Raw genomic sequence first — 25,230 nt, forward strand, 5'->3', positions numbered from 1 at the left:
GCTCGAATGACTTTTCCGACTCCAATGCTAGGGAACGCGGATGAACAGTCCGCGCCGTTTTGTCGATGGCGCGTGGAGATTCGTTAACCACTGTTAACAGCGCTCGCGCCCATTTACGGAAGCAGTGCCGCAATGGACGGAAAGTTCCATGCAGTCAAGGTGATGAGTAATTCGTGGGGTATTACAAAACCGCACGTCGATTCACCGTTCTCCGCGCCGCCGTTCATGTCGCCTCCCCATCATCCAATCCGAACGAGTCCGGTGAAGCACGCCGGATTCCGAACGATCCGTAACGATGTAAAGGGAGTGCACCATGAAAACCAGTTATTCGAAGATGCTGCTCGCCGGCGCTGCCGTGATGCTTGCGCAGGGGGCGTTCGCTGAGGACAAGCCGGTCGTGCTCGGCGGCACGGTCGGCGCTTCGGTGAAGTTCGCCACCGACTACGTGTTCCGCGGCGAATCCGAGACCGTCAGCGGCGAGATTCCCGCCGTCCAGGCCTCGCTGACGTGGACGCACTCGACCGGCGTCTACCTCGGGTACTTCGGCTCGACCAACAAGTTCGAGGGCTCGCCCGACATCTACGCGGTCGTCGGGCCCTATCTGGGCAAGTACGGCAGCATCGGCGACAGCGGCTTCAACTACAACGTGATGGCCTTCTCGTACCAGTATCCCGGGGCGAACCGCTACAACTACAGCGAGCTGTACATGTACCTCGACCGCAACTTCGGGCCGGTCAACCTGAAGCTGGAAGTCACGCCGACCCTCGACGACTGGTTCGGCGTGGATGGCTGGAAGGGCGTGAACTACGCGATCCATCCGAAAGTCGCGCTCGGCGACGGTTGGGGTGTCGACGGCTCCTTCGGCTACCAGGAACTGACCGGCCACGGCGCCGAGGGCTGGAAGCACTGGAACGTGGGCGTCACCAAGTCCATGTGGGGGCTCAACTTCGACCTGCGTTACCACGACACCGACGTCGACCGCAGCCACAAGGTCTACGGCAGTCGCGACGGGCGCAAGATCTTCAAGGAACGGGTGGTGTTCGCCGTGTCCAAGAGCTTCTGAGCGAGGCGGCCGCGCGCATGGCGTGCGCGGCCGCAAGCGTGCGGGAAACCATTCGTTGCAGCATGTGGTCATAGGGGCGTTATCCTTCAGCATTTTCCGCGCACCCGCATTCCCGCCGATGACCGACCCGACCTACGAGGCGCAACGCGCCGTCGCCACCGAGCTGGTGGCCCTGACCCTGCTCGCGGACGGCGTGCTCGCCAGCCGCGAGCTCGAGGCGCTCGACCGCCTCGGCATTCCCAAGCTGCTGGGCGTCGAGCGCGACACCCTGATCCAGGCCATCATCGACCACTGCCGCCGCCTGCTGCAGCGCCCCGAACGCGTCGATCCGGTGCGCATGCTCGACATCGAGCGTTTCGAGATGATGCTCGACCGCATCACCGATCCTGTCCTGCGGGAGATGGTGTGCCGCGCAATGCTGGTGCTGTCGAAAGCCGACGGCGTGATCTGCCTGCCCGAGCAGACGCTGCTGCGCGATACGCTGACGCGCTGGGGCATCCCGCTCGAGAAACTGCGCGACTGAGGCTTCCGCGGCGATACGGATTGCGTCCGGGGGGCACCGACGGACGCTGCCCGCGCGGACGATTGGTCGTATGATGGGCTGCAGCGCCGCTGCGTGCCTCGCCGGCGCGGGGTCGCAGGCCTGCGGGCGACCGGGGGAAGCATGTTCAGACTGACCCGTTATTTTTCGATCGCGAGCGGAATCGCCGTGCTGGTGCTTTCGCTGCTGTTCCTGTGGGGCTACCGCAGCAGCGAGATCGCCGAGCGCACGGAGATTTCGGGGACGCGCAACGAGCTGCTCGCGCGCACGGTCGCCAACGCGATCTGGCCGGAGTTCGGCCCCGCGCTGATGGCCTCGGAAGGGCGCGACGCGCTCGCGCTGCGCGAGCGCGAACTCACCGCGCGCCTGCGGGAACGGATCCGCGAACTGGCGGCCGGCGTGCCGGTGATCAAGATCAAGGTGTATGACCTCAAGGGCACGGCGGTGTTTTCCACCGTGGTGCGCGAGATCGGCGAGGACAAGAGCGGCAATCCCGGTTTTCTGGCGGCGCGCAGCGGCGTGAAGATGAGCGAGCTCGTCTATCGCGGCCGCATGAGCGCGACCGAGGGCGAGATCGAGAACGTGAACGTGGTGTCGAGCTACATCCCGATCCGCCCCGATCCCGACGGGCAGGTGAAGGCGGTGTTCGAGCTGTACACCGACGTCTCGGGCGACATCCGCGAGATCGACAGCGATTCGTGGTGGCTGCTGCTGGCGATCGTGCTGGGCTTCGGCGCTCTCTATGCGGCGCTGCTGCTGGTCGTGGGCCGCGCCGACCGCATCCTGCGCCGGCAGTACGGGGCCTTGCGCGAGAACGAGGCCAGCATCCGCACGCAGAACGAGGCGCTCGAGGCCGCCAACCGACGCCTGCACATGGCCGCGAGCGTGTTCGAGCGCAGCATCGAGGGCATCGTCATCACCGACCCGGAGCAGCGCGTCATCGAGGTGAACCGCGCCTTCACCGAGATCACCGGTTACACCGCAGAGGAGGCGATCGGCGGGACGCCGCGCCTGCTGTCGTCGGGCTGGCACAACGAGGCCTTCTACCACGAGATGTGGAAGACGGTTAACGAGCGCGGCTACTGGCAGGGCGAAGTCACCAACCGGCGCAAGAGCGGCGAGATCTACCGCCAGTGGCTGACCCTGTGCGCGGACTACAACGAGCGGCAGGAGCTCGTGTACTACATCGGGATGTTCTATGACATCACCGAGAAGCGCCTGAGTGAGGAACGCATTGCGCACCTGGCCTATTACGATGCGCTGACCGGGCTGGCGAACCGGCGCCTGTTCGAGGACCGGCTGGAAAACGCCGTGCTGCTGGCGCGGCGGCAGAATTCCAGCCTCGCGGTGCTGTTCATCGACCTCGACCGCTTCAAGCCGGTGAACGACAGCCTCGGCCACAAGGCCGGCGATGCGCTGCTCAAGCAGGTCGCCGCGCGCCTGAGCGGCATCGTGCGCGATTGCGACACCACCGCGCGCCTGGGCGGCGACGAGTTCGGGGTGCTGCTCGCAGGCGACTCCGTGGACCGGCGTCAGGTCACCGCCGCAGTTGCCCAGCGCATCCTCGACGCCCTGTCCGCGCCCTTCCTGGTCGACGGGCGCGAGATCACGACCGGGGCGAGCATCGGCATCAGCTTCTACCCCGAGGACGGCAGCACGCCCGAAATGCTCACCAAGCATGCCGACGTCGCGATGTACCAGTCCAAGCGCGCCGGCCGCAACCGCTACCGTTTCTTCCTGCCGTCGATGAACGAGGGCGCGCTCGAGCGCCTCGGGATGGAGGAGGACCTGCGCCATGCGCTCGAGCGCGGCGAGTTCGAGCTGCACTTCCAGCTCAAGGTCGATACCGCCAGCGGCAACATGACCGGTGCCGAGGTGCTGCTGCGCTGGCACCAGCCCGAACGCGGCCTGGTGCCGCCCGCGGAGTTCATTCCGATTGCCGAGGAGACCGGACTGATCGTCGACATCGGCGCCTGGGTGCTGGAGCAGGCCTGCCGCAAGGTAGTCGAGTGGGGCGAGCGGCTGCCGGCGGGATTCCGCCTCGCGGTGAACCTCTCGATGCGGCAGCTGCAGGGCGATATCGACGAGGCCATGCGCGAAGCGCTCGCTGCGACCGGTGCCGACCCCGCGCGCATCGAACTCGAACTCACCGAGAGCATGCTGATGGAAGACACCGAGCGCGCGATCGGGCTGATGGACAGGCTCTCCGCGCAGGGCGTGCAGCTCGCGCTGGACGACTTCGGCACCGGCTATTCCTCGCTGTACTACCTCAAGCGCTTCCCGATCCACCGCCTGAAGATCGACCGCTCCTTCGTCAGCGAGCTGCCGCACGACCGCAGCTGCGCCGCGATCGTGCAGGCGACGATCGCGCTCGCGCGCAGCCTCGGGCTGGAAGTGATCGCGGAAGGGGTGGAGACGACCGACCAGCGCGACTTCCTGCGCGAGGCGGGCTGTCCGGAATGCCAGGGCTACCTGTTCGGATCGCCGGTGCCGGCGGAGGCCTTTGCGGCCCTGCTCGACGCGCGGCGGCAGGGGGTCGGGGCGTCGTGAGCGGGCGCGCAAACTTGCGGCCGTCGCGCCAGTCTACCTCAGGGGCGTTGCGGTAATATTGCGCACCTTCCGGTGCATGCGGCGCCGCCGCACGGAAGTCCGCCCGCCGGAGAGTCGTCCCGTAAATGCGTGTCCGAAAACTGCTCAAGCCTCTGGCGATTCTCGTCGGCTGCCTGCTGTACGCCTTGCCCGACTGGCTCACGGACGAGTTCGGCTCGGTAACCATCGACCAGGTGCTCTACCACCTGCGTTTCGGTACCGAAGGGCTGATGACGAGCGATCCGGAACTGACCCGCCGCTTCCTGTGGCGCGCGCTGGCGCTGCCGGTCGCTCTGGCGATGGTGCTGTGGGGGCTGGACGAATGGTTCCAGCACCTGCGCGCGCATCCGGAGAAATGGCCGGTGCCGTGGCTGCGCCGCGGCTGGTACTGGTTGCGTGTGGGCATGCGCCGTTTCAGTCGCGCGTTGCTGCGCTTCATGCGCCACGGCGTGCCGCGGGCGATCCCTCTGGTGGTGCTCGGCGCCGGTGTCGCCTTCTTCATCGACAGCTTCTCGCTGGCGCGCTACGTGCGGGCCTACTTCGGCGAGGATTATTTCGCCGGCTCCTACGTCGATCCGGGCCGCGTGTCGGTCAAGCGCGGCAAGGAGCCGCCGAAGAACCTCGTGCTCATCTACGTCGAGAGCCTCGAGTCCACCTATTCCGACACCAACCTGTTCGGGCGCGACCTGCTGCACCGGCTCAACGCCTACAAGGGCAAGCCGCGCGTGGTGTCCTTCGACGACTACCGCGAGATGATGGGCGCGCACTTCACGATCGCCGGCATCGTCGCGACGCAGTGCGGGCTGCCGCTGAAGTCGGTGGCCCTGTTCGGCGGCAATGCCCAGGGCGAGCAGGTCGAGAGCTTCCTGCCGCGTGCGCGCTGCCTCGGCGACATCCTCGCCAGCAACGGCTACACCAACGTCTTCCTCAACGGCTCCAGCCTTGCCTTCGCCGGCGTCGGCAAGTTTTTCAAGGATCACCACTACGGCAAGGTGATGGGGCGCGAGGAATGGGTGAACCAGGGCGAACGGCCCGAGCTGATGAGCGGCTGGGGACTGTACGACGATGATCTCTTCCGCCACGCGCGCAGCGAGCTCGACCAGTTGATGAAGGCGCGCAAGCCCTTCAACCTCACCGTCCTCACGATCGACACGCATCACCCCTACGGCCACCTGTCATCGGCCTGCGAACGCCAGGGGTATCAGGATTTCGAAGGCATCGTCGAATGCACCGCGGGGCAGGTCGCGGACTTCATCGAGTACATCAACAAGAAGGGCTGGTCGGATCGCATCGCGGTCGTGGTGCAGGGCGACCATCTCGCGATGGGCAACACCTCGTACGACAAGCTGGTGAAGAACCCGAACCGACGCGTGTATAACCTGCTGATCGGCGCAGACAAGAAGCTGGTGAAGAACACCGACGAGGTCACGCACTTCGACATGCTGCCGACGATGCTGCGGATGCTTGGCTTCGAGGTCGAGGGCGAGCGTGCCGGCCTCGGCTATGCGGCGATCGGCCCGGCCAGCGTGCCGCGCCCGCCTGATCGCATCGCGAAGATGACCGAGCAGCTGATGAACTACAGCGCGACCTACCGCGCGCTGTGGGATCTGCCGGTGATCGAGCCCGCGGCCACCGGCGCCGGCCCCGCCGACGTGGTCGTGACGCCGGTGCCGGTGCCACCGCGTCCGCCCGCGCGCACGACCGTGCAGCGCGACATCATGCACGATCGCTGAGACTCAAGCGAATCCGTTTGCCCTGAGCTTGTCGAAGGGTTCCGCCCGAATGGCCTTATCGGGTGGTGGCGCCGTGCCGCTTCAGGCGGCGTCCTGCGGGCGATTCACCTCGACCGAGATGTGGATGAGCTCCTCGTGCCGGGCGAGCGCGCGCTTGATCGCAGTGGGTGTGATCGCGGGGTCGCCGGTGAGCACGCTGACGATGGCGGCGAAACGGTTGCGACCGACGCGCCACACGTGCAGGTCCACGATGCGCGGCGCCTCGGGCCAGTGCGGGTGGCTCGCGAGCGCCTGGCGCACCTCCGCGACGACCGGGTGATCCATCTCGCGGTCGAGCAGCACGCGGCCGGTGTCGCGCAGCAGCCCGCGCGACCAGCGCGCGACCAGCGTCGCGCCGACGATGCCCATCACCGGGTCGAGCCAGTTCCAGCCGTACAGCATCCCCCCGAGCAGCGCGACGATCGCCAGCACCGAGGTCGCCGCGTCGACGACGACGTGCAGGTAGGCGGCGCGCAGGTTCAGGTCGTGATGGGGGTGGTCGTGGTCGCCATGAGCGTGGTCGTGCCCGCCGTGGGCATGGCCGTGATCGTGATGCTCGTGCCCGCCGTGCGCATGCTCGCCGGCATGGTTGAGGATCAGCGCGCATACGATATTCACGACCAGTCCGACCACCGCGACCGTGATCGCCTCGGGGAAGCGGATGTCCTGCGGAGCGAGCAGGCGCTCGACCGATCCGATGACCATCGCGAGCGCGACGCCGACGAGGAAGATCGCGCTCGCGAAGCCGGCGAGGATTTCGATCTTCCACGTGCCGAAGGCGAAGCGCGGGTCGTCGGCGTAGCGCCGTGCGGCGGCGTAGGCGAGCGCCGAGAGGCCGATCGCGAGCGCGTGCGAGCTCATGTGCCAGCCGTCGGCGAGCAGCGCCATCGAGTTGAACCACCAGCCGGCGGCGATCTCGACCACCATCGTGATCGCCGTGATCAGCAGCACCAGGCGCGTGCCGCGTTCGCCCGCCGCGTTGCCGTCATGGAAGCGGTGGTTGGGGGTCCAGTATTGCGGGGATTCGGGAGACATGAGGCGCCGGCGGTGATCGCTATGTCATCAGTCTACATGCACCGCCAGCCATACGGTACCTTCGCCGGTCGATTCGACGCGGTGGCGGCGGTGCGGGGCGATCGTGATCCAGTCGCCCGCGCGCATCTCGCGCCGTTCGCCGTCCGCGAACGCGAGTTCCGCCTCGCCTTGCACCACCATCACCCACTCGGCCTGCGCCTGGTCGTACCAGAAGCCGGGCGGGCTGGCGTGGGCGTGCGAGACGATGCGCTCGATGCGCGTGCCGGCGCGCTCGAAAAGGGTGTCGAAGCTTTCCTCGCCGCCGGGCGGCGGCAGATCTTCGAGGACGTTTCCGTGGTCGGGCATGGGGCGGACGGCGCTTCGCATGTTGGGGGCATTGATGTCCTCACCCTTGCTCCGGCTGTCGCAATGCTGGAGGCGCAGGGTTCGGGCCGAACGGAGGGCGGTGATTGCTGCCTCCGTACGATACCGTCGAATCGGGCTCTGCGCAGCATTTGCTGCGGCAGCCGGTACGACTGCCGATCCGGCGCCGCGGCCTCGTTGCGTTGTGTTGGTGGCTTCTCGCCCGTCTACGTGCTTGTACGTAGACGGGCGCGCAATCTCGCGAATTCCCCTGGGCTGCACCTGAATTTATGCTTCTTCAATTGAAAAAGGATTGATCGGCATATGCAATATTCAGCCTGTGCGCCATTCGCCATGACGAATTGGTTGGCCGCGGCGGTCGCCTCCGCCGCCCGTCGCTGGCGGTTCGCCGGCAGACTGCTGCTGGCGCTGCCGGCTGCCGCTGCGCATGCGGAGGCGCCCGCGGGAGCTCCCGTTGGCTGGATTTGCTGGTACGGGAAGGGGACCAGCGTCTCCTGTCGGCTGGAGCCGCCGGACGCGCTCGCACCTGCGGTCGCCGATCCGCGGTCCGGGGAGTTCGACGCCGGCGTCTCAATGCCGCAGGGCAAACGTCCCTTGCCGCAGATCGCTCGCACCATCCTGCAGGAACCCGGGAAACTCGAGGGGAAGACGATTTCGATCCCGCTCTTTACCGAGTCGCACGACATGGATTTCGTGCACCAGCTTGCCGAAGCCGTGATGTGCGGGACGCGCAGGCTGTGCAGCGTGCGCTTTCTCCGTTCGCCGAGCGATATCGCCCTGGCGCTCGATGCCGCGGAAGATCCCGCGCTCAACTGAGCAAGAGCGGGCGGCGGCGAATCGGTGCCGTCCGGTCGGCGCGACACGCCCCGAGTGCGTCGTGTCGCGCGACCCCGTCGCTGCAGTGGTCCGCCGCCTGGTGGCGAGGCATTGCGCGGCAACGACTCACCGCGCGGCATTCGCTTTTCCGCTTGTTCGCATACGTTGTTGCCGGTAGTGCCGATTCGAGCTGGCTGCTTTATGATGCAGCGCGAGTGTAACCAAATGTGAGCGTCGCCCGGGGTCTCCCCGTCCGCAGCTGTGAACGCGCGGATCGCCGGACGGTGGCGCCACGCTCCTGCCATGTCCGCGACGCATGCGGATACAACAAGTACGGATCCGCGATGATTCCCCGATCGCTTGCCCGGATGCATGTCCGCCTGCTGCTGCTGGTCCTTGCTGCGGTCCTGCCGTCCATCGCGATCATCCTCGACATGGGGCTCGAACAGCGGCGCGAGGCCCGTGCCAGTTCGGAAAGGCTTGCGCTGGCCACGGCACGGCAAGTCGCGACGCGCCAGCGGGACATGGTGTCCTATGCGCACGCGGCACTGCAGGGGCTGGCGGAGGCGCCAGAAATAGGGGCGCTGCATTCGACGCGCGACTGCAGCCGCTGGCTTTCGCGCGTGGCCTCCCTCGGCGAACTCTACTCCGATCTCTTCGTCTTCGACCGCAGCGGCGAAATGCTCTGCAGCGCCAAGCCGGTCGCCGGGCGCGTCAACGTCGCGGATCGCGCCTACTTCCGCCGCGCCGTCGAGCGGCGCGACTTCGCGATCGGCGAATTCATTGTCAGCCGCCTGACGGGGCGGCCGATCGTGGTGTTCGCCCATCCGGTATTCGACGAGCACGATGACATTTCTGCCATCGTGGCGCTCGTGGCAGAGCCGCCGAAATTCGAATCGCTGCTGCGCGACCAGTGGCTGCCGGACGGCTCGGTGGTGACGATCGTCGACAGCGAGGGCGCGATCCTCGCCCGTCTGCCCGATCCGGATGCGCTGGCGGGGCGCACGATCCCGGAGCTGGCCGAATTCAAGGCTGCCATTTTGGAGGCCCGCGAAGCGCTCTTCGAGTCGGTCTGGCTCGATCAGGTGCCGCGCGCAACGGCGATCGTGCCGGTGCTCAGCGTCCACGGCGACCTGTACGTGCGCGTGGGCATTCCAACCGCGCTGGCCCAAGCGCAGGCTGCGCAGGTGTTGCGGCACAATCTCCTGCTGGCCCTCGCGCTGACCGCGCTTGTGTCGGCACTCGGCTGGGTCGCGGCGCAGCGGCTGGTGCTGCGTCGGGTGCGTGATCTTGCGGACACGGCGCGGCGCATCGGCGCCGGGGAGCTGCAGGCCCGTTGTGCGCTGCCGCCGGATGGCGGCGAGCTGGGGGAGCTTGGCGGCACGCTGGACGACATGGCCGCGCAAATCGAGGAATCGATGACGCGACTGCGAACCGCCGCGGAGGAAATCCGTCTGCGCAACAGCGCGATCGACGCCAGCCGCAACGGGCTGATGATCTACCGTTATGCGTCGCCGGGATGTGTCGTCAGCGCCAATCCGGCATTGCTCGCCTTGTTGGCGATCACCCCTGCGGACCTCCACGCCGCCGATTTGTCCGACCTCGGCCGCCGCGGTTTCGAACCGGGTGCATGGGAGCAGCTCGAGGGACTGCTCGCGGCGCGGCGCGAAGGCGAGGTCGCGCTGCGCCTGACGCGCGCGGCGGAGGATGTCGTCTGGCTCGAGGCCGGCGTGAGCCTGGTGGCAAGCGACGGGCAGGGTGCCGACCACGCGGTGATCGAATTCCGCGATGTCACGGAGCGGCTCCGCCATGAGGAGCAACTTGCCCATCGGGCGAACCATGATGCGCTGACCGGCCTGCCCAACCGCAACCTGCTGCTCGACCGCCTGCAGCAGGTCCTCGCCCATGCGGCGCGCAATGACGCCTTCTTCGTGCTGTGGCTGAACGTGGATCGCTTCAAGGTCGTGCATGACAGTTTCGGCCGTGCGGTCGCCGACGCGACGCTCGCGGACATCGCGCGCCGCCTCGCGGTGGCCGCGCAAGGCTGCAGCACGGTGGCGCGCATGACGAACGACGAGTTCGTGCTCCTCGCCGATCAGCTGCCGGGCCGGCAGGCCGTGGTGTCGCTGGCCAACCGCCTACTGGAGGCGGTGCGGCAGCCGATCATGGCCGGCGGTGAGGAGTTGCACCTGACCGCCAGCATCGGGGTAGCCGAGTGCGGTGACGCCGGACAGGACGCGGACGCCCTGCTGCGCAACGCCTGCGTGGCGATGAATCGCGCCAAGGAGACGGGGCGCGACACCGTCTGCTTCTACGACGCGACCATGAATGCCCGGGCCGCGCCGCGGCTGCGTCTCGAACTCGAATTGCGGCGGGCCGTCGAGCGGGACGAGTTGTATCTGGAATACCAGCCCAAGGTCGATCTGCTGACGGGCGCGGTGGTCGGCTGCGAAGCGCTGTGCCGCTGGCGGCATGCGGAACTCGGCATGGTGTCGCCGGGCGAATTCATCCCCGTGGCCGAGGAAAGCGGCCTGATCCTGCCGATCGGGCACTGGGTGCTCGAATCCGCCTGTGCAAGGATGCGCGACTGGCTCGATACCGGGGTGGCATGCCCGCGCGTGGCGGTGAATGTGTCGGCGCTGCAGTTCCTGCGCGACGATCTGGTCGCGGAAGTGTCGGCCCTGCTGTCGCGCTTCCGCCTGGACGGGGGAACGCTGATGCTGGAGATCACCGAAAGCACCCTGATGCGCGAGCCGGAACGGGCGATCAAGATGATGCGGAGCCTTAAGGCCCTCGGCGTCCGGCTCGCGATCGACGATTTCGGCACCGGCTATTCCTCACTCGGCATGCTGAAGCGCTTTCCGCTCGATTACCTCAAGATCGATCGCGCCTTCATCACCGATCTGACGACAAACGCAAGCGATGCGGCCATCGCCGTTTCCATCATTGCGCTCGCCCGCAGCCTCAATCTGCGCGTGATCGCCGAAGGGGTCGAGACCGAGGGGCAAATGTTGTACCTGCGCGGGCGCGGCTGCGACGAGATGCAGGGCTGCCACTTCTCGCCGCCGCTCGCCCCGGAGTCCTTCGCAGACATGCTGGCCGGCGGACGGACGATGCCCCTGCCGGTGCAGAAGGATCTGCCCGAACGCACCCTGCTGCTCGTCGATGACGAGCCGTCGATCCAGTCGGCCGTGCGCCGCATCCTGCGGCGGGAGGGGTATACCTTGCTGTTTGCCGCCAATCCCGCCGAAGCGCTGGAACTGCTCGCGCGCCATCCGGTGGGCGTCGTGATCTCCGATTTCCGCATGCCGGGCATGGACGGCGTGCAGTTTCTCGACAAGGTCAGGGGGCTGTATCCGCAGTCGGTGCGCATGATCCTGTCCGGCTATGCCGATGTCGAGATGATCACCGGCGCGATCAACCGCGGCGCGGTCTTCCGCTTCCTGCACAAGCCGTGGGACGACCGCGAGCTGCTCGAGGCGGTGCGTGACGCGTTCGAGCGTTTCGAGTTGGGAATGATTGCGGTCGCCGCCTGAGACCATGCCCGGAGCAAATATCCACCGGCTGCTGAAACTTGCCGTTACAATCCTATTGTCCTAGAGCTTTTGGGGATTCCGCTGGAATGTTTTGGCATGATGCGGTCAACCTCGGGGGGGGCGTGGCGATGGGCCCGGGAGGCGCGTCAGCCGGAGTCGCCGACGATACGCGCGGGCGGGTCCTCGACGCGATCGGCCTGCGCCGGCGTCCCGGCGACGAGGCGCGCTTGCACGCCTGGCTGCAGTCGCGGCTGCGCGAGCTGCGGCTGCCCTCCATCGCGGCCTATGCAGAGCTGATCGAGGCGGGGGGCGCGGATAGCCGGCGCGAGCGCGAACGGCTGATGCGGCTGTTCTCCACCGGCGAAACCTATTTCCTGCGCGACCAGGGCCTGTTCGGGCTGCTCGCCGGCCGCATCCTGCCCGAGCTGGTGGCGCGCCGGTCGGCGCAGCGGACCTTGCGCTTGTGGAGCGCCGGCTGCGCGAGCGGGGAGGAGGCCTATTCGCTGGCGATGCTGATAGACGAAATGTCGCCGTGCCTTGGCGGGTGGGACGTGCGGATCCTCGGAACCGACATCAACGGCGATGCCATCGCCCGTGCGCGCACCGGAAGATACGGCCAGTGGTCCTTTCGTGCGCTCGATGATGACCGGATCGCGCGCTACTTCCGAGAATGCGGCCGCGAATGGCAGATCAGCGAGCATCTGCAGGCCATGGTCGAGTTCGCGTGCGGCGACCTGCTGCACGACGACAGCGCCCGCGCCCGCGCCAGCGCCGATGCCGGCGGATTCGATCTGATCCTGTGCCGCAATGTGTTCATCTATCTGACCACTCCCGCCGTGACGCATATTGCCGGGCACCTCGCTGTGGCCCTGGCCGAAGGCGGATATTTCGTTCCAGGGCACGGGGAGTTGCTGGGCGAGACGCCGTCGGGGCTGGAGGCGGTCCCCTGTCCCGAGGCGATGCTGTACCGCCGTCCGGTTGGCGCTGCGCAGCGGCAGCCGGAGGGTGCCGCTCCTGCGGTGGCGCCCGCGGCGGTGCCGCCGCCGAGCCCGGCATCGACCCCGCTCGAGCGGGCGCGGCGGCGCAAGCCCGTGCCCGCGCGTGAAACGGCTGCGCCGGTCGACCCCGACGAGCTGCTCGTGCAGGCCTGGCGCGATGCCGATCGCGGTGCGGCGCAAGCGGCGCGGGCCGCGTGCGAGCGGGTGCTGGCGGCATCGCCCCTCGATCCGCGCCCTTATTTCCTGCTCGCGCAACTAGCCGAGGAAGGCGGGGCGTTCGACGAGGCGGTCATGTTGCTGCGCAAGGTGCTGTATCTGGACTCGCGCTTTGTCGTCGCGCATCTGGCGCTCGCCGATCTGTGCGTGCGTTCGGGTGAGGCCGATCGGGCGCGGCAGATGCGCGCACTGGCCGTGCGTGAACTCGAGAGGATGGCGCCGGACGCGCCGCTGCCCGCGCCGCCGCGCACCACGGCGGGTGCGCTGCTGCACCGGCTCCGGGCCGGGGCGGGCGAGCTGCGGGGTGTTCGGGAGGAAGGCCGGGATGGCTAGCCTGCACCTTCTCTTCGCACACGGGGGCGTGCGCTACGCTGTGGATGCGGCGCAGGTGCGCGAGCTGGTGTGGTTGCCCGAGCTGTCGGCGGTGGCGGACGCGTCGCCGTGGGTGATCGGGGCGTTCAACCTGCGCGGGCACGTGATTCTGGTGGTCGACCCGGGGCTGTGTTTCGGGATGGGACGGTCCGACCTGCAGGCCGGCGATGCCGTCGTCGTGCTCGACGTCGATGGCGAGCATTTCGGCATGCTCGCCGGGGCGGTGCTGGATACCGTGACGATCGCCCCGGAAGACATCGAGGACGTGCGCGAGCATCACCATCTGTTCGGACAGCTGGCGGCGCTCTTGTGCGGTGTCGCCATGAGCGGCGCGGAACTGGCGATGGTGCTGGATGCCCGGGCGCTGCTCGCCGGCGCCGCGGCCGGTACGGCGGCGACCGCATTGCCGCCCCTCCATGCACCGACGGCCGAGGGGGCCGCTCCAGATCCGGCGGTGGAAACCTTCCGTGCGCGCGCGGACCGCATGGCCCGTCCGCCGGCGGCGCCGGTCGCCGCCGGCGCGGCGCCGTGTGCGCTGGTCGGTCTGGATGGCGGGCTGTTCGGGATTCCGGCCGCCGTGGTGCGCGAATTCGTGCATCTGCGCGGCCTGCGGCCGGTGCCGTGCTGTCCGCCGCACATTCTCGGCAGCATGAATCTGCGCAGCGACCTCCTGACCGTGATCGATCTCAGGCCGGTGCTCGGCCTGCCCGCCCAACGGGCGCTCGCCGAGGTTGTCGTCGTGCGTGTCGGCGAGCTGACGGTCGGGTTGGCGGTCACGGAGGTGCACGATGTCGTTGCGGCCGACGCGGACGAGTCCTTCGCACCCGCGGCCAGCGCGCACGACTTGCCGTTCTGTCGCGGCCCGATGCGGGCCGCGGAGCGGATCTTCAGCCTGATAGATGTCGAAGCCATGCTCGTGTCGCGCGTGCTCCACGTTGCCGACGAGCCTGGTGGACATGCACCGGGGCCGGGCAGCCGGGCCTCCCACGTAGGAGAACATGCATGAATCGAAGTCTGAATCTGCGGCAACGCATCCTGGCGGGCTATCTGGTGCCGTTGGTCCTGATGGCTGGCGTTGCGCTCGCCGTCTACGTGCAGACTCAGCGCCTGAGGGCCTTGTCGGCGGAAACGGTGGAGGCGGGCCGCATCGTCGCGCTCGCGAAGGAGGCCCACGTCGGGATCGCACAGTACCAGCGTGACATGCGCGGCTATCTGGTGAGTCGTGAGCGTGAGGCGCTGGAGGCCGCGACGAAGAACATGGCGCGCGCGCGGGCGAATCTGGAGGCGCTGGGTGCGACCCTGAGCGGCGCGGAGTCGCGCGAGGCCCTGGCCAGCCTGCTGAAGGTCGTCGATGACATGACCGGCATCGCAGGGGGGTATCGCGAGCTGGTCGACGCCGGCAGCTTCGCGAAGGCGGTGCAGTTCTTCCGCCAGTCGGATCTCGCCAGCCTCAGCGCCCGGGTCGACGCACAGATCGACCGGATCGAGGAGCGGGAACTCGAGGTGCTCGCGCAGCGCACCGCCGAGCAGGTGAGCGCGGGGAGAACTCTGGTGTCCGTCGCGCTGGGCGCGACGGTGGCGGCATTCGTGCTCGCACTGGCCATCGGCCGCACCCTGGCGATCCGCAGCACGCGCACGATCAGCGAGTCGGTGGCCCACGTGAGCACCGCCTCGACCGAGATGGCGGCGACGGTGGACGAGCATGAACGCACCGTCGCGCAGCAGGTGGCGGCGGTCAGCGAGGTGTCGGCGACGGTGGAGGAGCTGGGGATGTCGGCCCGCCAGTCGGCGAGCCAGGCCGAATCGTCGGCAGCGGCCGCGATGCAGGCGCTGGAGCTCGCGCGCCAGGGCACGCGTGCGGCGGACGAGGCGGCGCAGTGCACGGCAGGGATGAAGGACAAGATTGACTCGCTCGCACACCGTATCCTCAGCCTGTCGGAGCAGGCGGGGCAAATCGGCGGCATCGCCAAGCTGGTCGGGGAGCTCGCGAGCGAGACCAACATGTTGGCGCTCAATGCGGCGGTCGAGGCGGCGCGTGCAGGCGAGCAGGGCAAGGGTTTCGCGGTGGTGGCCGGTGAGATCCGCAAGCTCGCGGTCCAGAGCAAGAAGTCGGCGGAGCGTGCGGACGCCCTGGTCACGGACATCCAGAGTGCGACCAACAGTGCGGTGATGGTTACCGAGGACGGCTCGCGCAGCGCCGACGAGGTCATGGCGACGGCGAGTCGCGTTGCCGAGGCGTTCGAGGCCATCGCGGGTGCCGCCAACAACGTTTCGGAAAATGCGCAGCAGGTCATGCTCAACAGCAAGCAGCAGGCTGCAGCCCTGGGGCAGGTCACCGATGCGATGCAGAGTCTCGCCGCCGGTTCGCGCCAGATGGCCGCGGGCACCGAGCAGACGAAGGTCGGCATCGAGAACCTCCGGCAGGTTGCGCTCGGACTGAAAGCGATGGTGTGACGGGGGCGGCGATGGGGAGCCTTGCGTCATGATTGCGGACGAGCACCTGCAGGACCTGTTCCGGCAGGAGAGCGGCGAGTACCTGCAGCGCCTCGACGACGGTCTGCTGCGGCTCGAATGCGATGCCGGCGGGGATGCGGCCGTCGAAGCGCTGTTCCGAGACGCGCACAGCCTCAAGGGCGCTGCGCACATGCTCGGTCTGTCCGCGGTCGAGCTGCTTGCGCACAGTCTCGAGGACATGCTCAACGCCGCGCGCCGCGACGTCGACGCGCGCAGCCCCGAACACGTGCACGAAATGCTGCGGCAGCTTGGTGACATCCGCGTCGCCGTCGGCGAGGCGCTGGGGCCGCCGGTGCCGGAAGCGAAGGCACGGGATGCGAAGGCGGGTGCGGTGGTGTCCGCGGCACGCGGCGGGCCGCCCGATCTGGACGCCGTGCGCGTCGATGCCCGCCGTCTCGATGCGCTGCTGACGGCATCCGGCGAGTTGGCGACCGGACGCACGCGGATATTGCGTCGGCTTGCCGAGGTCGAGGCGATTTCCGAGCGGTGCGAGGGCCTACGGCGCGCGATCGCGTCCGGTCCGGGGGGGGGCGCCGTGGATGCGCTCGCGCTGCTCGAGCGGCTGGCGCCGATCGAAGCCATGCTCGCGCGGCTGCATGGCGCGATCGACGACGACCTCGCGCATCTGCAACGTGTCAGCGGCGCCCTCGGCGAGGGTGTCCGGGCGATCCGTCTGCTGCCGCTGGCGAACATCTTCCGCCAGTTCCCGCGTATGGTGCATGAGCTCGCGCGCAGCCAGGGCAAGTCGGTCGAGCTGGTGATCGAAGGGGAAGAGGTGAGTGCCGACAGGCGCGTCCTCGAGGAGATCCGCGATCCGCTGATGCATCTGTTGCGCAATGCGATCGACCACGGCATCGAAGCGCCGGCGGAGCGGGTGCGGGCGGGCAAGCCGGGCGGCGGTCGCATCCGTCTGCAGGCGCGGCGCACCGAGAGCGCGATCGAGATCGCGGTGGACGACGACGGCCGCGGGCTCGACGTGGAGGCGATCCGCGAGGCGGCGCTGGAGCGCGGGCTGGAAACCGCTGCGAGCCTTGCCGCGATGACGCCTGCGCAGCTGCGCGCGCTGGTCCTGCGCGCGGGGTTGACGACCGCGCGCAATGTGAGCGAGGTGTCTGGGCGGGGGGTCGGGCTGGATGTCGTACGCGAGGCGATCGAAAGGCTCAAGGGCGAGCTCGTGCTGGACTCCGCGCCCGGGCGCGGCCTGGCGCTCACGCTGCGCCTTCCCGTGACGTTGGCGACCGCACGCATCCTGATCGTCGAGGCCGACGGCCAGCCGTATGGCCTGCCGGTCGAGTATGTACGCGGCATGCGCCGGTTTGCCGCAGCCGACATCCTGCAACTCGACGGGCGCGATGCCGCCCTGTTCGACGATCGGCCGGTCCCGCTCGCTCCGCTTGCCGCGCTGCTGGAACGGGCGGTGGCGCCCGTGGCTGCGGATGGCTGCACGGCGGTGATCTTGGAGGCCGCGGGCGGGTGCTTTGCGGTTGCGGTCGAGGCCCTGCTCGACGAGCAGGAGGTGATGCTGAAGTCGCCGGGGAGCCTGCTCGAGCGGGTGCGCAACGTGGCCGGTGCGACGATCCTTGACAGCGGGGAGATCTGCATCGTGCTCGATCCCCACGATCTGTTCGCCTCGTTGCGGCGACCGTCCGCACCTGCCGCCGCCGCGCCGCCTGCGGCACCGCAGCGGCGCAAACGGGTACTGATCGCCGAGGACAGCATCACCACCCGCACGCAGGAAAGCCGCATCCTCGAGGCTGCGGGTTACGAGGTCGTTACCGCGGTCGATGGCCTCGACGCCCTGCGCAAGCTCGCGCGCGGCGAATTTGATGCCGTAGTCTCCGACGTCAACATGCCCAAGCTCGACGGACTCGAGCTTGCCCGGCGAATTCGCCGCGAGGCGTGTCATGCGCACCTGCCCGTCGTCCTCGTGACCTCGCTCGCGTCGGATGCGGACCGGATGCGCGGGCTGGAGGCCGGTGCGAATGCGTACATCGCCAAACCCGGTTTTGATCAGACGGAGCTCATTGAATGCCTAGAACGCCTGATCTGAGGCCGGCACGCAGGAGCCCGCCATGAGCGGCGCGCGGCGGCAGCCGATCCGCGTCCTGCTGGTCGACGACTCGGCGATTGCGCTCGAAGTCGTCCGGCGCATGCTCGTGATCGAGCCGGCGATTCGCGTCTGCGGCACGGCACGCGACGGCGCCGAAGCGCTGGCGCTGGTTCCGCGGCTCAAGCCCGACGTCGTGTGCACCGACCTCTACATGCCCGGCATGGGCGGTCTCGAATTCACCCGCGAGCTGATGGCGACCCATCCTTTGCCCATCCTCGTGCTCAGCGTCGCGGTGCAGCGCGAGCAGACCCACACCATCTTTGCGATGCTCGAGGCCGGCGCGGTGGATATCGTCGCCAAGCCGCGCGCCGGCCTGTGCGACGGATCGGCCGCGCTCGCCGCCGAGCTGGCGCACAAGATCCGCGTGGCGGCCGGCGTCGTCGCCTTGCGGCGTCGCCGCAGTCGCGCGGCGCCGGCGCCCGTGTCGGCCGCGCCGCGGCGTCTCGCGGGATTGCCGGATCAGCGCCCCCGCATCGTTGGCATCGTCGCCTCGACTGGCGGGCCGCAGGCCTTCGAGACCGTGCTGCGCCGGCTGCCGCGGGATTTCCCGCTTCCGCTGTTGTGCATCCAGCATATCGCGGAGGGTTTTGCGGAAGGTCTGGTGCAGTGGCTCGCGAGCACCGTGCCGATTGCGGTGCGCACCGCGCAGGACGGCAACGTGCCGCAGCCGGCGACGGCCTATTTCGCACCCGACGGGATGCACCTCGAGCTCGACGCCGACGGGCGCCTGCGCTGTTCGCCGGAATGGCGCGGCCAGCAGCATCGGCCCTCGGCCGATCTCGCGCTCGCATCGCTCGCGCGCGTGCATGGGCGCAATGCCGTCGGCGTGGTGCTCACGGGCATGGGGCGAGACGGCGTCGCCGGCCTCGCCCAGATCGCTGCGGCCGGGGGGGCGACGATCGCGCAGGACGAGGCGACGAGCGTCGTCTTCGGCATGCCGGGCGAGGCGATCCGCGCGGGGGCCGCAGCGCTCGCGCTACCGCTCGGCGAGGTCGCCCCGGCCTTGGTGCAGCTGGCGGAAGGCGCATCGCCGCCGCCGGGGGGGCGAGGGGAGCTGCGATGACGGCTGACGTTCCCCTGGCGCCGGCGCCGGTGCTCATCGTCGAGGACAGCGCGGTGCAGGCGGAAATGCTGCGGCGCGTCGTCGAAGGCGCCGGCTATGCGGTGCTCAGCGCGGGCGACGGCGCGACGGCCTTGGCGCTGGCACGGGCGCAGCGCCCCGCGGCGGTCGTGAGCGACGTCAGCATGCCGGTCATGGACGGGTACGAGCTGTGCCGGCACCTGCACGACGACGAGGCGCTCGCCGGCATTCCGGTCATCCTGCTGACCTCGCTCGCCGCCACCGACGATGTCATTCGCGGCCTGAATGCGGGGGCCGACTGCTACGTCACCAAGCCCTACGACGAAGCCGTGCTGCTCGCCAGCCTGCGCGCGCAGATCGAAGCGCCGCCGTCGCCGTCCTGTGCCGGGGCATGTCCGCCGATGCGGCTTCGGCTCGGCGACGACGAGCACGAGCTGAGGCCGCGCGATGCACGCCAGCTGGTCGGCCTGCTCGTGTCCACGTACGAGAGTGCGGTGCATCAGAATCGCGAGCTGCGCCGCACGCAGGAGCGGCTGCTCGACGCGAACCGCGAGCTGGAGGCCTCGAACCGCACCCTCGAGGCGGCCTATGCGGAACTGCGCGAGACCCAGTCGCGCCTCGTCCAGTCGGCCAAGATGGCCTCGCTGGGCGAACTGGTGGCCGGCGTGGCGCACGAGATCAACAACCCGCTGGCCTTCGTGCTCAACCACCACGCGACCGTGTCGCGCGCGCTGGTGCAGGTCGAGGCGGAAGCGCGCCCGCAGCTGTCGCCCGAGCGTGCGCGGCTGCTGGACAAGGCACGCGAGCGGCTCGCCGACATGGCGGGCGGGCTCGAGCGCATGCGCGATCTGGTAGTCAAGCTGCGCACCTTTTCGCGGCTCGACGCGGGCGAAATTCGCACGATCGACGTGGAGGAGGCAATCGACGCGGTGCTCACGCTGCTGCAGCACCGCCTGCACGACCGCATCCGCGTGACGCGGCGCGGCGTGCCGCAGCGCGGGCTCGACTGCTACCCGGGGCCGCTCAACCAGGTCCTGATGAATCTGCTCGCCAATGCGATCGACGCGATCGACCCCGCTGCGGGCGACGGGGAAATCACCATCACCACCCTCGAGGACGAAGACATGATGCGGATCGAGATCGCCGACAACGGCAAGGGCATGTGCGAGCGCGTGCGCGAACGGATTTTCGAGCCCTTCTTCACGACCAAGCCGGTGGGGGCCGGCACCGGGCTGGGGCTGTCAATTTCCTTCGGCATCGTCCGGCAGCACGGGGGCACGCTCGAAGCATTCAGCGAGGAAGGAGTCGGCACGCGCATGGTGGTCCGTCTGCCCTTGCGCCAGAACGGGCCCACGGCCGCGACGAATACGGGAGGTGCGACATGACGGCCACGGTACCCCCCGCAGGCCGCGGCGGTGCGCTGCCGGAGGCCGCCTTCGCCAGCATCGGCGAGCGCCCGGTGGTGCTGGCGGTGGACGACGAGCCGCAGATCCTCGCGGCGCTCGCCGATACGCTCGAGGACGAATGCATCGTGCACACCGCGCCGTCGGCCGAAGCGGCAATCGCCCTCATTCCGGAGTTGCCCGAGCTGTCGGTGCTGCTGTCGGATCAGCGCATGCCCGGCATGTGCGGCGACGAAATGCTTGCACGGGCGCGGGGGCTGTCGCGCGCGGCAGCCATCATGGTCACCGGCTATGCCGATCTCGATGCGGTCGTGCGCGCGGTGAACCAGGGCCGCATTTTCGGCTACATCACCAAGCCGTGGAACCAGGAGCAATTGCGCCTGATGGTGCATTCGGCCCACTCGCATTACCGCCTGCAGCGCGAACTGCTCGCGGAGCAGCGGCTGCTGCGTGAATTCATGAACAACACCACCGACCTGGTGTTCTACCAGGACGGCGGGCAGCGCTTCATCCGTGCGAACCGGCAATCCGCTCTGCTGCTCGGCTGCGAATCACCCGATGCGCTCGTCGGGCGCACGGCGGTCGAGCTGCTGCCGGACGTCGAGCCCGGCGGCGTGTGGGATTCCGCCGAACACGACCGCGTACTGCGCAGCGGCGAACCGACGCCCGAACAGTGCGTGCGCGTGCGCCTGCCGGGCGGCGATCAATGGCGCTGGTTTTCGACCACGCGCGCGCCGATCCGCGATGAGGGCGACGCGGTGGTCGGCGTGGTCGGCCTGGCGCGCGACGTCACCGATCGCGTCGGCGTGCTGGAGGCCCTGCGGCTGCGCGAGCGCGCGATCGAGGCGAGCGTGAACGCCGTCGTGGTCGTCGACTGCCAGCAGCCGGATCTCCCGATAGTGTATGTGAACCCCGCGTTCGAACGTATCACGGGCTATCGTGCCGAAGAGGCCATCGGCCGGAATGCCCGTTTCCTGCACGGGACGGACCACGACCAGCCGGGGCTGGACGAGGTCCGCGCGCTGGTCCGCGACCGCCGCGAGGGGCAGGCGATCTTTCGCAACCATTGCAAGGACGGGCGGATCTACTGGGCCGATCTGCACATTGCGCCGGTGTGCGACGACGCGGGCCGGTGCACGCACTTCGTCGGCGTTCAGTACGACGTCACGGAGCGGATCCGCTACCAGGAGGAGCTCGAGCGGCATGCCAATTTCGACGGTGTCACCGGGGTCGCGAATCGCAACCTCCTCGACGACCGTCTAGCCCAGGCGCTGGTGCATGCGAATCGCCACCAGTGTTCGGTCGGGGTGTTGTCGATCGGCATCGACCGCTTCGGCGGCATCGTCGGTTCCTTCGGCCATGCGGTGGGCGACGACCTGCTGCGCGGGGTGGCCGCGCGGCTCACGGCGCTGGTTCGCGAGGGCGATACCGTGGCGCGCGTCGGCATGGACGACTTCGTCGTGGTGCTGGGCGATCTGGCTGGTGTCGATGCGGCCGGTCTGATCGTGCGGCGGATCCTCGACGAACTCGCGCGCCCCTTCGTCATTGAGGGCCATGAGCTGGCGGTGACAGCCAGCATCGGCGTGTGCCTCTACCCGGGTGACGGCAACAGCCCCGCCGAACTGCTGCAGCACGCCAACATTGCGCGACTCGAGGCGCACGGCGCCGGCGGGAACCAGTATTGCTTCGATACCCCGGCGCTGAATGCAACGGTGCTGCGGCGTCAGGCGCTCGAACACGCGCTGCGCGGCGCACTCGAGCGCGGTGAGTTCGTGCTGCACTACCAGCCGCGCGTGAGTCTGAAGGACGGCGCCATCGTCGGGCTGGAGGCGCTGCTGCGCTGGCAGCACCCGGAGCTCGGGCTGGTTCCGCCGCTGCAATTCATCCCGCTGGCTGAGGAGACCGGGCTCATCGTGCCCGTCGGCGAATGGGTGATCGGCGCCGCATGCCGCCAGATCCGCTGCTGGCGGGAGCGTGGACTGGCGGTTCCGCCGGTGGCGATCAACCTTTCGGCCCGCCAGTTCCGCTCTGGCGAGCTCCATGGCACGATTGCCGCCGCGCTGGCCGCCGAGGGGCTGGAGGGTGCGCAGCTGGAGCTCGAGATTACCGAGAGCACCACGATGGCCGATGTCGAGGAGGCCGTCGCAACGATGCGGAAACTCAAGGCGCTCGGCGTCTCGCTCGCGCTCGACGACTTCGGTACCGGCTATTCCAGCCTGGCCTACCTGAAGCGTTTCCCCATCGACTACTTGAAGATCGACCGCGCCTTCGTGCGCGACGTGGTGACCGAACCCGACGACGCCGCGATCTGCATCGCGACAATCCGGCTGGCGCACAGCCTGCGGCTCAAGGTGATCGCCGAGGGTGTCGAGAGCGAGGCGCAGATGGAATATCTGCGGCGGCAAGGCTGCGACGAGATCCAGGGATTTTATTTCAGTCGTCCCGTCGAGGGTGAGGCGCTCGCGGTCATGCTCGGCGACGGGGCGCGGATGGCCCTCGCAGCATTCGCCGACGGAGCGCCCCCTCCGACCCTGCTGCTGATCGACGACGAACCGTACGTCCTCAGTGCGCTCAAACGATTACTGCGTCATGACGGCTACCGCATCCTGTCTGTCGCTTCCGCGCACGAGGGGCTCGAAATCCTCGCCCGGCAGCCGGTGCATGTGCTGCTGGCGGATGAGCGCATGCCCGGCATGAACGGCAGCGACTTCCTTATGCGGGTGAAGGAACTGCATCCCGGTACGGTGCGGATGATGCTTTCGGGTTATGCAAACGTGGACGCCATCACGCGTGCGATTAACAACGGGGCGGTGAGCAAATTCCTGCTCAAGCCGTGGGACGACGAGGAGCTGCGCGCGACGATCCGCGAGGCGGTTGCGCTCGTCTGCGCCGGTTCCGTGCCCGCGTAAGGCGCACGCCGCGCGCTCAGGGGCGCTCGGCGAGGTCGTGGTGGCAGCGTATCCGGGGGGAGCGGGCGCCGCGGCGCCCCTGGTCGTTACGATTCGGGTCCCGAGCGCTTACTCGACGTGATAGCGCCGCTGCACAACGCGGAAGCGGTTGGCGACGAAGGCGCTGTCCGACAGGCTCGCGTTCGCCGCCGGGTTCATGCCGACGCCGTGGTAGTCGGAGAAACCCGCCGACTGGTTCACGAACACGCCGCCGGTGAGGTTGATCGACAGCGCGACGCCAGCGCGCCAGGTCGCCTCGGTCATCGCGTCGACCACTTCCGGCTTCGTCGAGTAGAGGCCGACCGTGAGCGCGCCGTGCTCGCGCACGATGCGCTCCGAGAGGGTCACCGCCGCGGCGCCGTCGGCGACCTTGACGACGAAGGCGATGGGGCCGAAGCGTTCTTCCATGTAGGCCTTCTCGTCGGCGGCATCGCACGCCAGCAGCAGCGGGCTGCGCACTTCGGCGCGGGGGAACTCGGCGTGCTCGATCTTCGTCGAGGCGCGCACGACGCGGCCGTGGGCGGGCGCTTCCGCGATGCGCGCGAGGGTGTCGGGCGACTGGATCGCGCCCAGCACCGCGGTGGCGACCGCCGGGTCGGCGAGGAACTTGTCGATGGAGGTGGCGAGATCCGCGCATACCTCGTCATAGCTCTTGCGGCCCTGGTCGGTGTCGATGCCGTCGGCCGGGACGAGGATCGCCTGGGTGGTCGTGCACATCTGGCCCGAGTACAGGCACAGCGTGAAGGCGAGATTCCTGAGCATCGCCTTGTACTGGTCGGTCGATTCGATGACGACGTTATTCACGCCGGCGAGCTCGGCATACACCTGCGCCTGTTTCGCGTTGCTGATCAGCCACTGGCCGAAGGTGTTGCCGCCGGTGAAATCGATCGACTTCACGGCCGGATGGGTCGCGAGCGCCTGCGTCGCTTCGTGTTTGTCGAAGGCCGCGAGCGTGACGAGGTTGGGGTCGAGGCCGGCTTCCGCCAGCACCTCGCGCGCGATGCGCACCGTGATCGCGGCGGGCAGGATGGCGTTCTGGTGTGGCTTGACGACGACCGGGTTGCCGGTCGCGAGCGCGGCGAAGAGGCCGGGATAGGTGTTCCAGGTCGGGAAGGTGCCGCAGCCGATCACCAGCGCGACGCCGCGGCCGACGATCTCGAAGTGCTTCTTCATCTTCAGCGGCGGGTTCTTGCCCTGCGGTTTCTCCCACACGGTCTCGTGCGGGATGAACTTCATCTCGCGATACGCGTAGGCGACGGCCTCGAGGCCACGGTCCTGCGCGTGCGGGCCGCCCGCCTGGAAGGCCATCATCCAGCCCTGGCCGGTGGTGAGCATCACCGCGTGGGCGATCTCGAAGCTGCGCTTGTTGAGGCGTTCGAGGATCTCCAGGCACACCCCGGCGCGGCCCTGCGCGCCGATGCGCTGCCAGCCGGGCATCGCCGCGTGCGCGGCGTCGATGAGCGCCTGACCGTCGCACACAGGGTAGCGCACGCCCAGCTCGACGCCATAGGGCGAGCGCTCGCTCGCCATCCAGCCGCTGCGGCCGGGCTGGCCGAGGTCGAAATCCTGGCCGAAGCAGGCCTCGACGGCGCGGCGCCCGTCGTCCTGCGCCGTCTCCCCGTACACCTTGGGGCTGGGCATCTCGGGGTAGGGCGTCCAGTAGCCGCGGGCGTGGATCGCCTGGACGGCGGCTTCGAGGGTCGCATGATGCTTGTCGAATAGCTGGGCGGGCGTGGTGGTGGACGTGACGTTGGACATCGAGGGTCTCCTCTGGTGGCGGGGCGGGGCTTCTGCGGCCCCTGCGGATCGGCGTTGCTGACCTTGTTATAGCGGCTGGTGCGTTGCTGCGCTGCGGCGAAGCTTGTCAAGCAAA

16 protein-coding genes are annotated in these 25,230 nt (G+C 68.6%); 13 read left to right on the forward strand and 3 right to left on the reverse strand.

The window, feature by feature from the left end:
* Positions 1-313 precede the first annotated feature (313 nt).
* From U5817_RS01675 to U5817_RS01690, 4 genes are all read left to right on the forward strand, one after another.
* Positions 314-1,063 (forward strand): TorF family putative porin, encoded by a 750-nt coding sequence (locus U5817_RS01675; RefSeq protein ID WP_407279511.1) that lies wholly within the window; start codon positions 314-316, stop codon positions 1,061-1,063.
* A 118-nt stretch (positions 1,064-1,181) separates the two neighbouring features.
* Positions 1,182-1,586, forward strand: a complete 405-nt coding sequence (locus tag U5817_RS01680; RefSeq protein WP_407279512.1) for a hypothetical protein — start codon at positions 1,182-1,184, stop codon at positions 1,584-1,586.
* Between the two features lie 141 nt (positions 1,587-1,727).
* Positions 1,728-4,154 (forward strand): bifunctional diguanylate cyclase/phosphodiesterase, encoded by a 2,427-nt coding sequence (locus tag U5817_RS01685; protein WP_169132225.1) that lies wholly within the window; start codon positions 1,728-1,730, stop codon positions 4,152-4,154.
* 125 nt (positions 4,155-4,279) lie between these two features.
* Entirely contained in the window at positions 4,280-5,926 is a 1,647-nt protein-coding gene (locus tag U5817_RS01690) for a sulfatase-like hydrolase/transferase (protein WP_407279513.1), read from the forward strand.
* Between the two features lie 81 nt (positions 5,927-6,007).
* Here U5817_RS01690 and dmeF read toward each other — a convergent pair whose 3' ends face one another.
* Both dmeF and U5817_RS01700 read right to left on the reverse strand, forming a co-directional pair.
* On the reverse strand, positions 6,008-7,000 hold the full coding sequence (gene dmeF / locus U5817_RS01695) for a CDF family Co(II)/Ni(II) efflux transporter DmeF (RefSeq protein ID WP_169132227.1): 993 nt from the start codon (positions 6,998-7,000) through the stop codon (positions 6,008-6,010).
* A gap of 27 nt (positions 7,001-7,027) precedes the next feature.
* On the reverse strand, positions 7,028-7,345 hold the full coding sequence (locus U5817_RS01700; protein ID WP_407279514.1) for a cupin domain-containing protein: 318 nt from the start codon (positions 7,343-7,345) through the stop codon (positions 7,028-7,030).
* Between the two features lie 363 nt (positions 7,346-7,708).
* Between U5817_RS01700 and U5817_RS01705 the strand changes: the two genes are divergently transcribed.
* The 9 genes from U5817_RS01705 to U5817_RS01745 all read left to right on the forward strand — a co-directional run bounded on the left by U5817_RS01705 (position 7,709) and on the right by U5817_RS01745 (position 23,318).
* Positions 7,709-8,179 carry a hypothetical protein gene (locus tag U5817_RS01705; RefSeq protein ID WP_169132228.1) on the forward strand — a complete coding sequence of 157 codons (471 nt, stop codon included), beginning with the start codon at positions 7,709-7,711 and terminating at the stop codon, positions 8,177-8,179.
* A 344-nt stretch (positions 8,180-8,523) separates the two neighbouring features.
* Positions 8,524-11,715, forward strand: a complete 3,192-nt coding sequence (locus U5817_RS01710; protein ID WP_407279515.1) for an EAL domain-containing protein — start codon at positions 8,524-8,526, stop codon at positions 11,713-11,715.
* Positions 11,716-11,801: 86 nt separating this feature from the next.
* Positions 11,802-13,262 carry a CheR family methyltransferase gene (locus tag U5817_RS01715; RefSeq protein WP_407279516.1) on the forward strand — a complete coding sequence of 487 codons (1,461 nt, stop codon included), beginning with the start codon at positions 11,802-11,804 and terminating at the stop codon, positions 13,260-13,262.
* Complete coding sequence (locus tag U5817_RS01720) at positions 13,255-14,307, forward strand: chemotaxis protein CheW (protein ID WP_407279517.1); 1,053 nt, start codon at positions 13,255-13,257, stop codon at positions 14,305-14,307. The genes U5817_RS01715 and U5817_RS01720 overlap by 8 nt, the downstream gene beginning before the upstream one ends.
* Positions 14,304-15,755 (forward strand): methyl-accepting chemotaxis protein, encoded by a 1,452-nt coding sequence (locus tag U5817_RS01725; RefSeq protein ID WP_407279518.1) that lies wholly within the window; start codon positions 14,304-14,306, stop codon positions 15,753-15,755. Before U5817_RS01720 ends, U5817_RS01725 begins: the two co-directional genes overlap by 4 nt.
* Before the next feature lie 28 nt (positions 15,756-15,783).
* Complete coding sequence (locus U5817_RS01730) at positions 15,784-17,865, forward strand: response regulator (protein WP_407279519.1); 2,082 nt, start codon at positions 15,784-15,786, stop codon at positions 17,863-17,865.
* 22 nt (positions 17,866-17,887) lie between these two features.
* On the forward strand, positions 17,888-18,988 hold the full coding sequence (cheB, locus tag U5817_RS01735; RefSeq protein WP_407279520.1) for a chemotaxis-specific protein-glutamate methyltransferase CheB: 1,101 nt from the start codon (positions 17,888-17,890) through the stop codon (positions 18,986-18,988).
* Positions 18,985-20,391, forward strand: coding sequence for a response regulator (locus U5817_RS01740; RefSeq protein ID WP_407279522.1), 1,407 nt, complete (start codon positions 18,985-18,987; stop codon positions 20,389-20,391). The genes cheB and U5817_RS01740 overlap by 4 nt, the downstream gene beginning before the upstream one ends.
* Entirely contained in the window at positions 20,388-23,318 is a 2,931-nt protein-coding gene (locus U5817_RS01745; RefSeq protein WP_407279523.1) for an EAL domain-containing protein, read from the forward strand. The genes U5817_RS01740 and U5817_RS01745 overlap by 4 nt, the downstream gene beginning before the upstream one ends.
* 108 nt (positions 23,319-23,426) lie before the next feature.
* On the opposite strand, the gene paaN is transcribed toward U5817_RS01745, so the two are convergent.
* The gene (gene paaN / locus U5817_RS01750) at positions 23,427-25,115 is read right to left on the reverse strand and encodes a phenylacetic acid degradation protein PaaN (protein ID WP_407279524.1); all 1,689 of its coding nucleotides are present in this window, start codon (positions 25,113-25,115) and stop codon (positions 23,427-23,429) included.
* Positions 25,116-25,230: the final 115 nt, after the last annotated feature.

It is taken from the genome of Aromatoleum evansii, from assembly GCF_045689615.1.
GTDB classification, from domain to species: domain Bacteria; phylum Pseudomonadota; class Gammaproteobacteria; order Burkholderiales; family Rhodocyclaceae; genus Aromatoleum; species Aromatoleum evansii.

Coding starts and splice junctions, on each gene's coding strand:
- U5817_RS01675 (WP_407279511.1), top strand. CDS start 314: ATGAAAACCAGTTATTCGAAGATGCTGCTCGCCGGCGCTGCCGTGATG.
- U5817_RS01680 (WP_407279512.1), top strand. CDS start 1,182: ATGACCGACCCGACCTACGAGGCGCAACGCGCCGTCGCCACCGAGCTG.
- U5817_RS01685 (WP_169132225.1), top strand. CDS start 1,728: ATGTTCAGACTGACCCGTTATTTTTCGATCGCGAGCGGAATCGCCGTG.
- U5817_RS01690 (WP_407279513.1), top strand. CDS start 4,280: ATGCGTGTCCGAAAACTGCTCAAGCCTCTGGCGATTCTCGTCGGCTGC.
- dmeF (WP_169132227.1), bottom strand. CDS start 7,000: ATGTCTCCCGAATCCCCGCAATACTGGACCCCCAACCACCGCTTCCAT.
- U5817_RS01700 (WP_407279514.1), bottom strand. CDS start 7,345: ATGCCCGACCACGGAAACGTCCTCGAAGATCTGCCGCCGCCCGGCGGC.
- U5817_RS01710 (WP_407279515.1), top strand. CDS start 8,524: ATGATTCCCCGATCGCTTGCCCGGATGCATGTCCGCCTGCTGCTGCTG.
- U5817_RS01715 (WP_407279516.1), top strand. CDS start 11,802: ATGTTTTGGCATGATGCGGTCAACCTCGGGGGGGGCGTGGCGATGGGC.
- U5817_RS01720 (WP_407279517.1), top strand. CDS start 13,255: ATGGCTAGCCTGCACCTTCTCTTCGCACACGGGGGCGTGCGCTACGCT.
- U5817_RS01725 (WP_407279518.1), top strand. CDS start 14,304: ATGAATCGAAGTCTGAATCTGCGGCAACGCATCCTGGCGGGCTATCTG.
- U5817_RS01730 (WP_407279519.1), top strand. CDS start 15,784: ATGATTGCGGACGAGCACCTGCAGGACCTGTTCCGGCAGGAGAGCGGC.
- cheB (WP_407279520.1), top strand. CDS start 17,888: ATGAGCGGCGCGCGGCGGCAGCCGATCCGCGTCCTGCTGGTCGACGAC.
- U5817_RS01740 (WP_407279522.1), top strand. CDS start 18,985: ATGACGGCTGACGTTCCCCTGGCGCCGGCGCCGGTGCTCATCGTCGAG.
- U5817_RS01745 (WP_407279523.1), top strand. CDS start 20,388: ATGACGGCCACGGTACCCCCCGCAGGCCGCGGCGGTGCGCTGCCGGAG.
- paaN (WP_407279524.1), bottom strand. CDS start 25,115: ATGTCCAACGTCACGTCCACCACCACGCCCGCCCAGCTATTCGACAAG.